Here is a 14,925-nt window from a genome sequence, read left to right on the forward strand (position 1 = left end):
GTCTTATGTTAAGGAATGCTCACAACTTTTTGGCCTGGATCATCAACACTGATCACTCCCCCATTCGCACAAATTAGTATAGACGAATCATTCAAAGCCGCATTATGGGCTGTTGTGACTTTTGGACTTCCTGGTATCCAAGGAGAGTCCGTTTTTGGAACACAAGGAACAGGGGTCAACACACCGCCTGCTGCTGCAGTTGCTGCAGCAACAGCGGGATTGATAGGACTTGAGCACAAACAAAAAGGACCGATATTCACTAAAGGAATATGAGCCCGAATTTGCGCCGCTGGCTTTGAGAAAGCAAATGCCCCTCCAATCTCCATGTTAAACTCAAAATTTACTTCAGGGGTCGGCAAAATCACTACTGGCATAGCCCCTTCTATACGGCCATTAACATACATTTGGGCATTCAACACAGCCCCAGTGGCAGCATCATACATGGTTCGCATCCCGCTTTCTAAACCTTCAGTAAAATTTGCTTCCATAATAAGCTGTCCATGCGCATTATAAAAACGACTCGCTCCTGCCCGAACACCCCCTGCAAAGGACATAGAAGCGGTCATCACCCCTTCCGAAAAACATTGAAAGGCCCCCTCAAGTTTTCCTTTATGAAAACTAAAACGGCTCATCAAGTTACCATTCGCATAAATCTCTGCACCTCCCTGGAGGACCCCTTGTACATAGTGAAATTTTTGAGCAATCACCCCACCAGCCCCATAAACCAGAGATTCTCCATGCATCAGTCCTGCCTCAAAATTTACTTGAGATAACAAATTCCCCGCAGCGTCAAAATTTGCATGAATTCCAAACTGTGGAAACGGTACCATAGCCTCAAGAGAAAGGGTTGGAAGCTTGAAAGGCAATATCTTTAACCGGGCAGCACATGTCCCAAAAGTACAAGAAGTCATGGCACCGTGAACAACTTGATAGGCCATGTTATTTGCTCCTTTTTTAGTTCTTATTTCTTAAGAGGCATTGTTTCATAAGGATTTGATCGACCTTATATATCTTATCCAATGGCAACAACGGGGGCCGTCACAACCGCCATGGCGTCCCCTTTTACAGTCGCCATTGTTCCTTGCATCACGGCCACCGTGTCGCCTTTTACTGTAGCCGTCAAACCCTTCATCATCGCTGGCCCTGAACCCCCATCCATAGAAGCACCTGCTTTTCCTGCAACAGCCAGCATTGCACCTTTTAAGCTTAAACTTGCCGCTGCCAATAAAGACATATTGGCGCCTGATTTTAAAATCATGTTGGCCCCAGCATCCAGCGTCATATTTGCACCTGACTTAATAGTGACATTGGCAGCAGATTTAATCGTGATATTTCCCGTAACATCAATCAACAAATTACCCGTCACTTTCAACGTATTGTCTTTAGTAACTGTAATACTGCGCTCGCCAGTAATCTTGATCGTCTGGTCCCCATTCTCGAGAATCAAAGTATCATCCCCTTTGTCGCCTCCGTTCAATGTCACCAGGCGCTTACCCTTTTTAATAGTGGTCGTATCATCTCCGGTCTTAATCAAAAGGGTACGAGAATGCTCAACTTCACTGTCCCAATCCTTTTGAGCATGAAGATAGATTTGTTCAGACCCCTTTTTATCCTCATAGCGGAACTCATTGAATCCACCACCACCTTTGGTCGTATCCGACTTAATCGTGCTTTTGGTAGGCTCGCTCTTAGCATAGGGGTTAGCATTTTTCCCATTATAAACACATCCTGTTATCAAGGGGCGATCCGGGTCTCCATCCAAAAAGGTGACGACAACTTCCATGCCGATGCGCGGTGTGAACATGCCCCCCCAATTGTTTCCGGCCCATAACTGGGCAACTCGAATCCAACAAGAACTTTTCTCATCCTTGGTACCATATTGATCCCAGTGAAAATGCACCTTGATGCGACCATATTCATCGCACCAAATTTCTTCCCCCGATTTCGTTGTAACAATGGCTGTCTGCGTACTGTATATGAGTGGCTTTTTGGTAACCCTCGGCGCCCGAAAGGGAACGTCTGCAGGAAAAGCCACAAACTCATTTTCATAAAGGTCTTCTCCTTCTGCCGCATTTTGCTGGATGCGATGATGAACACGATAGAGAACATATTTATCATTCCAATCGGAACGCGGATGGTCAGCCAGAGTAAAAGCAAACATCGAGCAAAAAGTTGGCGTTGTAGATTTTCCCGACAGCGTAGTCTTTGCCCATTCCAGAAACTGGATACGATGATTGGTAATTAGATCCCCTTCATTTGTTTTCATGAAAATGCCAGGGTAATCATAGATCTGTCCCCCTTCACCTTCACCGGTGACTTTGTTGAAAAGGTGTGTATCTGGCGTTTCAAAATTAAAGTCAGCAGCGGCAAACTTCTTGGGCACAACTTGTTCTTGCATACGAAGTGTATAAGCCATATTGAATGGCGGATTTGCGCCATACGACTTCAAAAATTCAATTTTATCGGGTGATACATCTTTAGCGCCCAAAGAATCGTCACAAATGACCATCGTATGGTTCGAACTTGAGTGTTTGAAGAAGTAAAAAATGCCTTCCTCTTCAAACAATCGAGAAATAAAATCAAAGCAACTTTCGCCATATTGCACACAATATTCCCGAACGCGCTTTCCACACGAACTTGTTTTATCCTCAATCTCCGTGACGCCATTGTCACTCAACACTTCCTTGATAATGTCCATGGCAGACTTGTTTTGAAAAATTTTATAATCACGGGTAAATTTCAGCATCCAAAATTTCGGGTAGACCTTGGCATAATAATAAGTGAAATTATTGGCGCCTTTGCGCACAGTCCACCCTTGTTCGGCGGTGCCAACGACTCCACAAAAATGGCGTTTCTCACCCCCATATTCATAGGTAATTTGCACTTCTTTTCCCACAAGCGCTGTCAAATCAAGGTCGGGAGACGCCGAATTCATTTCAAGGGAAAAGCAAAAGGGTTCCGAGATTTGCTCCACACCATCAAACCGATCCAGAATCAACGCATCTTTGCCGAGCGGTGTCTCAATCGTAAAATCAATGTTTTCTTGCGTTGTTAGCATGGCGTAGGCCTCATCGGACAAATCTATTTTTAGTGCTTGATCATTCTGACATGACTTTTTGTGAATGTTGAGAGGGAAAATGATTGGGTCCAACAAAGTCTCGTGATATCGTAACGAAAACACTTCTGAAAAAGGCGCGGCATACATGATTGCAAAATTAACCGGTTTGCTGGATTCCACGGGCCCTGACTGGCTTATTATTGATGTAAACGGCGTCGGCTACCAAGTTTTTGCCTCCGGGCGAACCTTATCTCAACTCCCGCATGTGGGTGAGAAATTCTCTCTCATGATCGAAACATTGGTGCGCAATGAGCAAACCCAGCTCTTTGGGTTTGCCCAAGAGAGTGAGCGGACCTGGTTCCGGCTCCTCTTAGGGATTCAAGGGGTTGGCGCCAAGGTGGGTCTGGCGCTTCTCACCGCCTTATCTGCCGATGAGCTTCATCAAGCGATTTTATCGCAAGATCAAACCATGATCACCCGCGCGGACGGGGTGGGGCCCAAACTGGCGGGGCGCATCGTTTCTGAATTAAAGAGCAAAGTTGGTGGGTTTGAGCTGGGAAGTGCGAATGGGCCTTCCGAAGTATCTGGCATCACCTCGATTGCCGGTGGCATGAGCGAGGCCATATCCGCTCTCACAAACTTAGGCTATCGCCGGCCAGAGGCGCTTGAGGCCATCGCCAAATCTTCACAAACCCTCGGTCCCGGCGCCTCCACTGAAGCCCTCATTCGCCAGGGTCTCAATCTCTTATCCCAATCCTTAACCAGTGGAGCAAACCATGGTTGAGCCAGCCCCAAATAATCGGATCAGCACGCCTGAGCTCTTGGAAGAGGATATTGGGGAAGTCTCCCTTCGTCCGTTAACCTTAAAGGATTTTACGGGCCAAGCGCCAGTTCGGGCCAACTTGAAAGTCTTTATTGAGGCGGCGCGTACCCGTGGCGATGCCATGGATCACGTGCTCCTGTTCGGCCCACCGGGCTTGGGTAAAACGACTTTGGCCCAAATTATCGCGCGGGAACTGGGCGTTGGATTTAGAACTACGTCCGGTCCTATCATTGCCCGCGCTGGTGATTTGGCGGCTCTTTTAACAAACCTCCAACCGCGCGACGTGTTATTTATTGATGAGATCCACCGCCTCAGTCCGGCCATTGAGGAAATTCTCTACCCCGCTATGGAGGATTTTAAGTTGGATATTATGATCGGAGAAGGCCCCGCCGCGCGCTCCATCCAGATTGAACTCCCCCCCTTTACCCTGGTGGGCGCCACAACGCGAAGTGGCCTGCTGACCCAACCCTTACGAGAACGCTTCGGCATCCCGTTGCGCCTGATGTTTTATGAAGTCGAGGACCTCAAACGCATCGTCAAGCGCGGCGCGGATCTTTTGGGGTTTGAGCTCAGTGATGATGGCGCCACGGAAATAGCCCGACGCTCCCGGGGAACACCGCGTATAGCCGGCCGCCTCTTGCGCCGCATTCGTGACTTTGCTGCTGTTGGCGGTCAGTCCATCGTCACCCAAGAGGTGGCGAACCTCGCGCTCAATCGTCTTGATGTGGATCGCCTCGGCCTCGAAGCGCAAGATCAACGCTATCTCCAGCTGATGATCGATTTTTACAAAGGCGGCCCCGTGGGAGTTGAAACGCTTGCCGCTGCTATGGCTGAGCAATCAGAAACCTTAGAAGAAGTGATCGAACCCTATCTCATCCAACAAGGTCTTATCCAACGCACCTCTCGCGGGCGCATCCTGACGGATTTAGCTTTTGAGCATATGGAATTGAAACGACTGGGAGAGTAAATACAGGCAACTGTAGTCAGACCATACACATGTCGCTAAATTTCTAGCTTGAAACGCTTCAACACTGTCAACGCCATCTCAAAATTATGTAAATGTTTATAATGTTGTATCATTCTCTGTAAGACCCGAGGGAAAAGAACTTGTCATATGGATCCATGAGATAGCTATTAAAAGAAGTCTTTTGGACACGACACTCTGCCTTCTTGGCGAGCGCAACGAATCAGTCAACTGATGAATAGTTCTTTTGCTTATATTGACTCCGACTATCTGAAAATTTAAAACTAGCGTATTTTTACGGTATTGCAAAATATAAAAAGAATAATATACAGTGTGTTTTTTTGAAATATACAATCTTTTTTGAAGATTTTGTATGTAAATTAGAAATTATCCCGTAGAAATAAAATTTAATATTCCTACATATATGAAGAATCAACAATTATTTTGAAGGATTTCTGTTATGAAAAAAGTTATATATTTTGCTGTACTTTGCTTCTCACTTGCTATAAATGGATTTGCAGCTGAAGACCCAGGAATGCAGGATGACCCTAACTATTCTATGCGCCGCCAAGAACTATGGGACCTAATTACTGATGGACAGAACGAGATTGTTGACATTCAGAGGGCTTTGAAAGCTGAATTACGTATTAACCTAAGGTCGAAACAGATAGAAGAAACATTTTTAATGGCAAAAGTAGCAGAGTTAAGGGCCATAGGCGAAGAAGAAAGAGTACCTGAAACAGAAAGAAAAATAGAGGAAACAAGGACGGAAGTTTGGAGATTCCAAATGGATTTAGACCAATTAGCTTTGGATAAAAGAGTATATAATGCCCTCAAGGATCCTCACAGTGTAGAGGATAGAGCAATATCTGACAGTCTTGCAGATGGAGTCATAGCAAAATACCAAGTCATTGAGGATGAAGAGGAACGTCGAGTGTTATATGAACAACTCACTTTCGAGGAGTGGTATGCTCTGATGCGCTGGGTAAGTCCACCCCTATACAACATGTTCAATTACGCACATTAGTACTGAAATATTTGCAAAGAGGGAGTCGGTTCCGCTAGAAAGTGTAAGGAGACTCTAAGTTAGTCACTGCTTTTTCTGCCACCTGTTTTGAGGAAATACGACCAAAAACTAAAGTATTACGTTATTGTAATCAGTTTGTACCACGCTTCACCCGCCACGAAGCATAGCTCCGTGTCGACCTCTCACAAGGGGGGAGGTGAAAAGGCACGTGATATATTGCACATTAGGTAAGCTTTTAAATTCGGCTGCTTATTACCTCTCCCCATGTGGGAGAGGTCGACCTTAAGCGAAGCGAAAAGGTCGGGTGAAGGGTAAAGCTACGCATATGGACTTAAATCCTCACCCCAAACTACCCATCCTCATCCGTATCCATAGGGAGCGTGCCGAGGCTCATGGTGGCTACTCTCTCTAGACTCGGGCATGAGAAAGCCACCCCTGAATCCTGACGCTCCATATATTCGGTAAAGGCCTCTCGTTCCTCTTCTTTTTGAGAATTACAACCAAAAGTCCCGAGCGAGGCGGTTCGGATCAACCCATTGATAGAGGAGCTCAACTGACTGCGCGCTCTCTTTCTCAAAGGACGTTTTTTAACTTTCATAAAACTTAAGACCTCTGGCTCTTTCAAGAAAGCTTCTAAAGACTCTGTGGTAACCCGATTCTCATTAACGAAAAGAATGCGACGCGCTGTACAAGCATTAGCGCGCAACAGCTTGGGCGTGATGAGATGATCAGCTAATATCTCTAAAATCTCCCCTTTTGCAGATGTTTGAATGTCTCGATTGGCATGATCTGTGGGTTTGTAGTCCGTCAGAAATGATCTGATCACCGTCAGCGCTTCTCTATTTTGCGTCATTATGCTAGACGCCATCTCTTTTAGCCTCTTTACCATCACAATTTCAGCATCATGTTCAAGATTGAGCCCAATCGGGACTTTTTCATCACGGTTTAGGAATTCGCCTAATAAATCCTTTGTAGGAGGGAGAAAGTCATCCAGAAGATTAGGATAGTTCAAGAGCAACATCACCTTCTTCTCACGCAAATCCCTTCGCACTTGGACCGGTAAATGAATGCATGGGTCTAAAAGACTCGTCATGTCATCAAGGGTTTCTGACCAAGCGTATCGCATCCCCGGAATATCACTTGAGATAAACTCAAAATGCCCTTTTGTTCGGTGTAAAAAATTATACATAAATCTGAGGACGCGTGCCCTTTCCTTTGCCACGACGGAATCATCTTTTACGATACGTTTGAAATGCATCCAAGCGTGCGACATTCTTTTAACGGCATCTTGGTGGCTCAAACAGAAATCATCGACCCGATTCTCTTTTCGCAAACATCCGCGCAAGAAATTTGTTTCCAGCAATTCAAGGGGACCAAGAAAAGGGAGACACTGAGTGAGAATAGTAAAAGCTTCTGCATAAGTTAATTCCGGCTCCCACACCCGATAGCGAACACGGAAAACATACTCGGCACGCGCCTTTGCCATAAGATAGGTTGCATGACCCTTAACTTCATCCGACAAAGCTGAATCCGCATCACAAACTTTTTCAAGGATTTCATAGGCATTGAGGGGCTTTAAACGGTCGTCATTCACCCTATGATCGAGGCGCAAACACGCAAGGCGATAGCGCGCATACGCTCTGGCTTCAGGGATTATATTTTGTTTATGAAACAAAACCCCAAAAGCTCTATGAAGACATTGGGGCGACATATCTGGAAACCTTTGAAGGAGAGCACTTACAACGTGCGGATCGCCATCCTCAAAGGCCTGAATGACGTCCGTAAAGGACGCGTATTCCAACACCCGAAAAGACCCTTTAAATTTTGGAAAGTGGGTTCGATCCGCATTGATCTCTTGTAAAACAACGTCAACACACATGCGGCGATTGTCTGTACAGGTTTCAGATAGGCGTAAAAAATCATCCCCTTTCAAGTAGGTCTTGGCAATCAACAACCTCAAATCACCTGGAAGACTAAAAAAAAGAGACGACTGTTCGGCTTCTTTGGCGAGGATATGGTTGGAGAAAAGACTCAAGAAAAGAACGAGGAAGGTCGTGAAGATTTTACGTTTCATGTGCATCATATGAGCACCTCTAGCCTCGAGAAGATGGTTTATCTTTATGCTCATTTTCCCCAAATAGCAATGGGGATGGTAGCGGCTCCATATGAATGATTGAGTGTCATCGGACTGCTCTGCATTTTTACCTCTCCCCTTGTGGGAGAGGTCGACACGGAGCAAAGCGACGTGGCGGGTGAGGGGTTTTCTTACAAAATTTACGCTTGAAAAAATACAACCTATCCATTGAAATACACCCCTCACCCACCTCTTCGCAGGCTCATCGGTGACCTCTCCCACAAGGGGAGAGGTGAAAACAGCCATTCATAAGTCACTTCTAAATTCAACTCTTTTGAAGGTTTTAACCTAGGCATTCGTTGTTTTTCAATGCACTTGTTATGACATCGTTGGTTGCTTTTCCTAAATAAGGCAAAAATTCTGGAAGTGGTTCTGTTGGAAAAAATAGTTTGTTGATCAATAGTAAAATATTCTTTGCCCAAGTTGCTAATTGTAGCATTCTTTCTAGTGAGGGTAAGCTCTTTAACATTGTCCTTTGAGCTTGTTCTAACCGTTCTTGGTGAGCTAGAACTTTGTCTCTATACTGAAACAATTTTTTAAGGTCAATGTGCTTTGAATTTGGGCAGGCGTCTTTAATGCTTTTTGTTATGGTATTTATAAAATTTACACACTCTTCGGGCTTATCTTTAACTTTATATAGTGTCTTGATAACCTCATCGCAAACACCTAACTTGCAAAGTAATTGGTTATCTAAAAATGAACAGTGATCTTTGGATAACTTTGATTCTAGGTATTCTATTAAACTTGGAATGGTGTCTTTCTCATATCTTTTATTTGTTTCATCGAACAACTTACACATATTCAGAACAGCTAAGTCCAAAGCAGACCGCTGAATAGTCCCCCAGAAATGACCATTTATTTTATTCAATTTTTCGGAATTTTCACCAACAGTTTCAAAAAGTGCAAGATAGTCCACAACCCTAAACATATTCATCCAAACAATATTGAGAGTTTCTTTTAATTGTTCGTCATTCATAACTTTTGGCCTAACAAATTATTTTTATTTACTAACTCACATAATCTTTTGAAATAGAACATCTCTCACCCCACCATGCCTTTGAGGCGGTAGAGCTCCTCGAGGGCCTGGCGGGGAGAAAGATCGTCAAGGGCGAGGTCACGTAAAGCCCCTTCAACAGGCGAGGGCGGGGAAAGAACCGTCGTCGACACCGGAAAGGGTTCTGGAATTGCCTCAGGAATAGAGGGCGCATCTTTCCCATCCGCTTCCAATGTTTCTAAAACTTGACGCGCCCGGGCAACTGCCGTTGCGGGCAACCCTGCAAGAGCCGCCACATGAATACCGTAGGATTTATCAGCACATCCAGGAATCACTTCATGCAAGAAAATCACATCCCCATTCCATTCCTTAATGCGCATGGTGGCACAACTCATCATGGGCAAAGTCGTGGTCAGTTGCGTGAGTTCGTGATAATGGGTCGCAAATAATGCCCGACTTTTATTAACATTGCACAAAGATTCAACCACTGCCCACGCAATGGACAAGCCGTCAAAGGTTGCGGTCCCCCGTCCAATCTCATCCAAAATCACGAAGGAACGTATCGTTGCTTGATGAAGAATCGCGGCTGTTTCGACCATCTCAACCATAAAGGTGGAACGACCCGCGGCCAGATCATCGGCCGCGCCCACACGACTGAAGATGCGATCCACCACGCCGATGTGGGCGGAGATTGCCGGCACGTATGACCCCATTTGAGCGAGCAAAATAATCACCGCGTTCTGACGCAAATATGTGCTCTTTCCCGCCATGTTCGGGCCGGTCATGAGAATCAATTTTGTGGTGTCATCCATGAGGCAATTGTTCGCCACAAAAGGCGTATCGCTGCTCTGCCGCAATGCTGCCTCCACAACCGGATGGCGGCCTCCTTGCACATCAAACATCAGGCTGTCATCTACAAGGGGACGCACATAGTTTTCACGAACAGCTAATTCAGCATTGGCGGCAGCCACATCTATGCTAGCCAGTGCGCGAGAGGTTTGCAAAATCTCTGGCGCGCGACCTTGCACTTCACCAATCAGATCCGAAAACAGCTGAAGCTCCACCTCCAATGCTTGGTGCGCTGCGGCCTCGATGCGTCTCTCCAAATCAGATAAGGCAACCGTCGTATAGCGAATGGACGATCCCAACGTCTGACGGTGGATAAACTCTTCGCTCATTTTTGAGGCGTGGGAGGGGCCAATATCTATGTGATATCCAATCACATTATTATGGCGAATCTTCAACGTATTGATGCCGGTTTTGGCGATGTAGTCGCTTTGCAATTCTTGTGTCAACCCAAAGCTATCGTCCCGCAATTGTCGAAACTCATCGAGCCCGTCGTGGTAACCGCTTGCGATAAATCCACCATCGCGCGCATAAGGCGGCAAGCTGTCCGCCAAGGCACGGGTGAGACGCGTGGAAAGAGTACTATGACCTCCAAGACGCGCACAATCGCGCGACAATGGTTCGGGCAGATCAAGAGCTGAAAGGAGGTCCGAGAGAATTTGAGCTTGGGCGAGGCCATCCCGAATGGCCGCCAAATCTCGTGGGCTGCCGCGTCCCAAATTAATGCGCGATAAAGCACGCTCCACGTCTGGGCACGCTTTTAAAGCAGTGCGCACCTCCCCTTTGATATCGGGTTTTTCCACAAAAAACGTCACCATATCCAGACGTTGTGCAATGACCGCAGGAGTAGTGAGCGGCGCACTTAAGCGCAAACTCAAGAGTCGACTCCCGGCAGAGGTGAGGGTTTCATCGATGGTGCTCAAGAGCGTGCCGTGGCGCAAACCATTCAAAGTAACTTCCAATTCCAAGCTGCGCCTGGTCGCAGGGTCAATCACGAGAATCGAATCCGATGAAATTTTGCGGGGACGTTCCACCATCTTCAGGGCCGATTTTTGCGTAATGTGAATGTAATCAATGAGGGCTCCAGCGGCACGAATCTCTGCTGAAGTAAATGCCCCAAAAGCTTCGAGCGTTTGCACTTGATACACCTGCTCAAGACGGCGACGACTGTTCTCTTCATCAAAGCGGGCTTGGGGTAAAGGGCTTAATTTCTTCTTCCAGCCCCCAAAGGTTTCATAAAGGGAAGGCTCTTCTAATAGACGATCTGGTACCACAATTTCTGCGGGGTTGAGGCGCGCGAGGAGAGACGCTAGTCCACCTGGCATCGTCTCTTCAATGAGGAATACACCGGTCGATAAATCGATCGCGCTCACCCCAATTTTCTCCTTCGTAACAGGAGACAGGGCAACCAGAAAATTATTTTGGCGGGCGTCCAGCAACCCTTCTTCCGTGATGGTTCCGGCCGTTACGACGCGCACCACATCCCGGCGCAACGGGCCTTTTGAGCCCCGCTTCTTAGCAGTTGCGGGATCTTCCATTTGCTCACAAACCGCCACCTTAAATCCCTTTTGAATGAGGCGCGCTAAATAGGTTTCGTAGGTGTGCGCCGGCACTCCACACATGGGAATTTCTTCGCCCTCTTGCTTGCCGCGCTTAGTGAGTGCAATGTCCAATGCCTTAGCAGCTGCAACCGCATCTTCAAAAAACATCTCATAAAAATCACCCATCCGAAAAAACAAGAGACATGTAGGATACTCCTGTTTTGCCTCCCAATACTGCGCCATTACTGGAGACATACCAGCAGGTGCTTGAGATTTTCCAAGGATTTGCGGCTCACCGAAATTTAAGAGGGGTTGGGGGTTGACCATCAGGGCAATCATTCTACTTTTTATAGTATTTCTTGCTCTCATGTTTAAACCGAAAGGGCTCTCGAGGGCAAGTCTTCAATACAAACCCTTAACCAAGAAATCCACCCTCAAAGAGGCAAGTATATATAAATTTAATACTTATACTTATTTGTATTTTACTAATTGATTATATTTAATATTAATAAGATGTTAGTTTTTTTGACTGTACAATGCAAATATATACTGAACTTAAATAGCAGCGCAAACCTGGAGATGGGTGATGATTAAACGAATTTTAACGGCCTCAATGCTCATGATTGTGGCATCTCAAGGCATGGAGGTCGGCGATGATGATAACGGAGCAGATGCGGATTCAAGCAAAGAAATAGTTTTAAGAATTTCATCAGAACTAGACCTTAGTTCTATCTCAACTGACCCTATTCAAGACTTGGCAATCTTCAACGACTTATCATCCTTAAGATCCCTAAATTTTCAAAACAGAGGTATCAAATATCCGGAAGCCCTTGGTATACTTCGCAATCTGGTTGAACGTAAGGCTCAATTATCCCAACTTGAAGAAATCAATCTCTCCGAGAATAAAATAAGGGTTACGAAGCGCTTGAGTAAAAACGACGGGTTGGTTACCACCTTATTAACGATCCTAAACTTGAGGTCATTAAAGGTATTAGACATATCCTCCAATCTTAGCAAAGATCAAGTTATGCGATACCTTGTTGATGAATTGGTAGGGCAAGCTGACCCCACGGTATATCCAAATTTCACAATCAAAAAGTTGAAATATCTAGACCGACCTGACCGTTTCTCTGATACTTTAGACTGGAATGAACGCCGCATTACAGATACTGTTTTAACAGAAGAGGATCATCCCAGATCACTTCTCTCCTTAGGTCGCGAACTGCGGACCCAGAGCCAGGCCGTATTAAGAGTCCTATCTCTTAAAAACAACGACATTGCTTATGGGGGGTTTGTCAACTTAATGATCCTCATTTCCAAATATCGCAACCAATTCCCCGATTTACAAATCATCGACCTTTCTGGAAATAAAATTATGTTTCTGAGAAAATACTATGAAACCGTCTCCCCTTTTCCATCCCTTGTAGATGTATTAGCCATGCTCTCATTAGAGAGCTTAGTCCTCAACAAAAACCCGATCACTTATGAAGAGTTTGTATTCCTCAGAAATTCAACGAGCAAAGCTGCTTTGGGGAGAGGAGATATCCCCCATTTTAATGTGACAAAGATGAAATATGAAAATTCCGAAATCTGCCTAACAGCTCGCGGCGCCTTAACGCCGAAAGAGGGCGAGAAAGACTAACCTTAGACTATTGCTCCGGGAATAAAATGTCCTGAGAGCGTGAAGTCATGCCTTCTAACAATCAGTGTCCGATAGGCAGCCTAAGATAAGATATTTACCTGCCAGAGCAATATACAAGACATACCTTGATAAATTTCCAACAATTTATTTCTTACTGAGCACAGCCACCAATTTATAAGAGCTATCAGAACCATTAAATTTACTTTCTGGTATTAGACCACCAATACCATCATAAAATATTTCAACGTGTTCTATACCGAGTTCTCCTAACATCTTTTTGAAAGGTTTGGGATGAAGTAAGTTACGAATAGACAATATTTTTCCAGGATACTTAGACCATTGCCCTATTTCGCCGGGGTTTGTTTCGTATCCCTTCCAAGGATACTCTGGGAGCGTATACGGTTGAGTGATACCATCAACTGTCTCTGTGTAAAACCAGCAATACCCTGGGGTTGGATGTTCTTCCCTTATACGATCTAAGAGTGGCTTTGTAAAGTTTTTGCTCGTGTAAAAACTATCTCCAGATAGATAGCATTTTCCACCCGGTTTCAATTTTTCATAGAGAGTTTTTACAACTAATTTTTGTTCTCGTGGACACAGATAATGCAAAAAGTTGAGACAAAATATGACATCTGGACTATTCAGATGAGCATATGCTGCTAACGAAAGAGCATCAAATACAGTAGGCCTGAGTTTTGGCCTTGCACCTTCTGGAAAGAATTCTTTTGTCTGCATGAATTCTTGCCTTACGTGGTCTAGAAGATAACGATTTGTATCTAATGCGTATACTTCAGATGCCCCAGCTACAAGGGAACACAAAGAAACATTTCCGTGGCCACAGGCTACATCCCACACTGTACATGGTTTAGCTCTGAGTTGGTAAATATAAGGCAATGCTGTGTTGAGAACGCCTGTATTGCAATAAGAGAAACCAAAGTCATAGCCCAGGGGTGTTCCTTTATTGATAGGAATGGAATATACCAAAATGAATTTCTGAATAAGCAAACCTAGTTGAGTAGGATTTAAATGAGCGGTCCATTTCGAAACATCATCTACTAAGCTCAAAGCTTGATCGCCATGCGTATTGAGAATGCGCTTGGTGTTCGTAAGCAAGTCTTTCAAGAGGGTCTCTTGAAGCTCAGGCATTTTGTCTTCCAATTTTGATGGAACAGGGGCTCCGGCAGCAACTTTAGGAAAAACTGCGGAAAGGTGAGACGTACCCGTGGGCACAGGTGGTGCAGAGTTAGAGGTAGTGTTATTAACCATACGTGGCGTCGGCGGGCTCACAAGTGCTTCACAACTATTGGTTGCTTTTTCTATCCATCTATTGATAGCTAATATATTTTCCCTACTCGACTCTATTTCAGCTGCTGCTCTTTGGCGCTTTTCACCTACAAATGGATTTGTGTCATCATTAAGACATTTTTGCCCTATCCGAATCAGTGCTTCATGAGCTGCCCTTAGTTTCTCTAAACTTCCTACGGAAGTTCTCGTCCGTCCATAGATATTACCCTTTAGCCCCAACTCGGTGAGTTGTCCTTCATTACACTTGATTGATCGTTTGCGAAGTTTCGATGGATCTTGTTGATCAGAGATTGTTTCATGATCCATTCCATTAGCAGCAATTGCTAATGTTGAAATAAATGCAAAAGATAGTATTTTTAAATTCATCAGTCGTCCAGCTATATATCTATATTTGAAAAGGATCACCCATACAATGTTTGGTCAAATCTTAATTATTTTGAGATCGCCTTATATTCCTTATAAAAGAAAGGAAATAACTTAGCATTTTATTTTATACAATAATTTTTAGGTTAAGTAAAATGTTTTAACTGACAATCTTATGATTTTAGAAAGCTTGAACTTAAATTATTTAGAAAATAGGGGGCGGCCCTC

10 protein-coding genes are annotated in these 14,925 nt (G+C 44.9%); 4 read left to right on the top strand and 6 right to left on the bottom strand.

Features of this window, described 5'->3' with window-relative positions:
- Positions 1 to 8 precede the first annotated feature (8 nt).
- Together K2Y18_07995 and vgrG are read right to left on the bottom strand one after the other, a co-directional pair.
- Positions 9 to 404 (bottom strand): DUF4280 domain-containing protein, encoded by a 396-nt coding sequence (locus K2Y18_07995; GenBank protein MBX9805676.1) that lies wholly within the window; start codon positions 402 to 404, stop codon positions 9 to 11.
- A gap of 608 nt (positions 405 to 1,012) precedes the next feature.
- Positions 1,013 to 3,058, bottom strand: coding sequence for a type VI secretion system tip protein VgrG (gene vgrG / locus K2Y18_08000; protein MBX9805677.1), 2,046 nt, complete (start codon positions 3,056 to 3,058; stop codon positions 1,013 to 1,015).
- 145 nt (positions 3,059 to 3,203) lie between these two features.
- Here vgrG and ruvA point away from each other — a divergent pair, with 145 nt between their 5' ends.
- From ruvA to K2Y18_08015, 3 genes are all read left to right on the top strand, one after another.
- Complete coding sequence (gene ruvA, locus K2Y18_08005) at positions 3,204 to 3,842, top strand: Holliday junction branch migration protein RuvA (GenBank protein ID MBX9805678.1); 639 nt, start codon at positions 3,204 to 3,206, stop codon at positions 3,840 to 3,842.
- Entirely contained in the window at positions 3,835 to 4,848 is a 1,014-nt protein-coding gene (ruvB, locus tag K2Y18_08010) for a Holliday junction branch migration DNA helicase RuvB (protein MBX9805679.1), read from the top strand. Before ruvA ends, ruvB begins: the two co-directional genes overlap by 8 nt.
- A gap of 457 nt (positions 4,849 to 5,305) precedes the next feature.
- Entirely contained in the window at positions 5,306 to 5,872 is a 567-nt protein-coding gene (locus K2Y18_08015; GenBank protein MBX9805680.1) for a hypothetical protein, read from the top strand.
- A 349-nt stretch (positions 5,873 to 6,221) separates the two neighbouring features.
- Here K2Y18_08015 and K2Y18_08020 read toward each other — a convergent pair whose 3' ends face one another.
- From K2Y18_08020 to mutS, 3 genes are all read right to left on the bottom strand, one after another.
- Positions 6,222 to 8,252, bottom strand: coding sequence for a hypothetical protein (locus tag K2Y18_08020; protein ID MBX9805681.1), 2,031 nt, complete (start codon positions 8,250 to 8,252; stop codon positions 6,222 to 6,224).
- Positions 8,253 to 8,289: 37 nt separating this feature from the next.
- On the bottom strand, positions 8,290 to 8,982 hold the full coding sequence (locus K2Y18_08025; protein ID MBX9805682.1) for a hypothetical protein: 693 nt from the start codon (positions 8,980 to 8,982) through the stop codon (positions 8,290 to 8,292).
- A gap of 65 nt (positions 8,983 to 9,047) precedes the next feature.
- The gene (gene mutS / locus K2Y18_08030; GenBank protein ID MBX9805683.1) at positions 9,048 to 11,714 is read right to left on the bottom strand and encodes a DNA mismatch repair protein MutS; all 2,667 of its coding nucleotides are present in this window, start codon (positions 11,712 to 11,714) and stop codon (positions 9,048 to 9,050) included.
- 259 nt (positions 11,715 to 11,973) lie between these two features.
- Between mutS and K2Y18_08035 the strand changes: the two genes are divergently transcribed.
- On the top strand, positions 11,974 to 13,029 hold the full coding sequence (locus tag K2Y18_08035) for a hypothetical protein (GenBank protein MBX9805684.1): 1,056 nt from the start codon (positions 11,974 to 11,976) through the stop codon (positions 13,027 to 13,029).
- 144 nt (positions 13,030 to 13,173) lie between these two features.
- Here K2Y18_08035 and K2Y18_08040 read toward each other — a convergent pair whose 3' ends face one another.
- The gene (locus K2Y18_08040; GenBank protein ID MBX9805685.1) at positions 13,174 to 14,700 is read right to left on the bottom strand and encodes a class I SAM-dependent methyltransferase; all 1,527 of its coding nucleotides are present in this window, start codon (positions 14,698 to 14,700) and stop codon (positions 13,174 to 13,176) included.
- Positions 14,701 to 14,925 lie beyond the last annotated feature (225 nt).

This window comes from Alphaproteobacteria bacterium, from assembly GCA_019746225.1.
In the GTDB taxonomy this organism is placed as follows: Bacteria; Pseudomonadota; Alphaproteobacteria; order Paracaedibacterales; family VGCI01; genus VGCI01.

Bases quoted from the DNA above. Each gene is read 5' to 3' on its own strand.
- K2Y18_07995 (MBX9805676.1), bottom strand. From the start codon at position 404: ATGTATGTTAATGGCCGTATAGAAGGGGCTATGCCAGTAGTGATTTTG.
- vgrG (MBX9805677.1), bottom strand. From the start codon at position 3,058: ATGCTAACAACGCAAGAAAACATTGATTTTACGATTGAGACACCGCTC.
- ruvA (MBX9805678.1), top strand. From the start codon at position 3,204: ATGATTGCAAAATTAACCGGTTTGCTGGATTCCACGGGCCCTGACTGG.
- ruvB (MBX9805679.1), top strand. From the start codon at position 3,835: ATGGTTGAGCCAGCCCCAAATAATCGGATCAGCACGCCTGAGCTCTTG.
- K2Y18_08015 (MBX9805680.1), top strand. From the start codon at position 5,306: ATGAAAAAAGTTATATATTTTGCTGTACTTTGCTTCTCACTTGCTATA.
- K2Y18_08020 (MBX9805681.1), bottom strand. From the start codon at position 8,252: ATGGCTGTTTTCACCTCTCCCCTTGTGGGAGAGGTCACCGATGAGCCT.
- K2Y18_08025 (MBX9805682.1), bottom strand. From the start codon at position 8,982: ATGAATGACGAACAATTAAAAGAAACTCTCAATATTGTTTGGATGAAT.
- mutS (MBX9805683.1), bottom strand. From the start codon at position 11,714: ATGGTCAACCCCCAACCCCTCTTAAATTTCGGTGAGCCGCAAATCCTT.
- K2Y18_08035 (MBX9805684.1), top strand. From the start codon at position 11,974: ATGATTAAACGAATTTTAACGGCCTCAATGCTCATGATTGTGGCATCT.
- K2Y18_08040 (MBX9805685.1), bottom strand. From the start codon at position 14,700: ATGAATTTAAAAATACTATCTTTTGCATTTATTTCAACATTAGCAATT.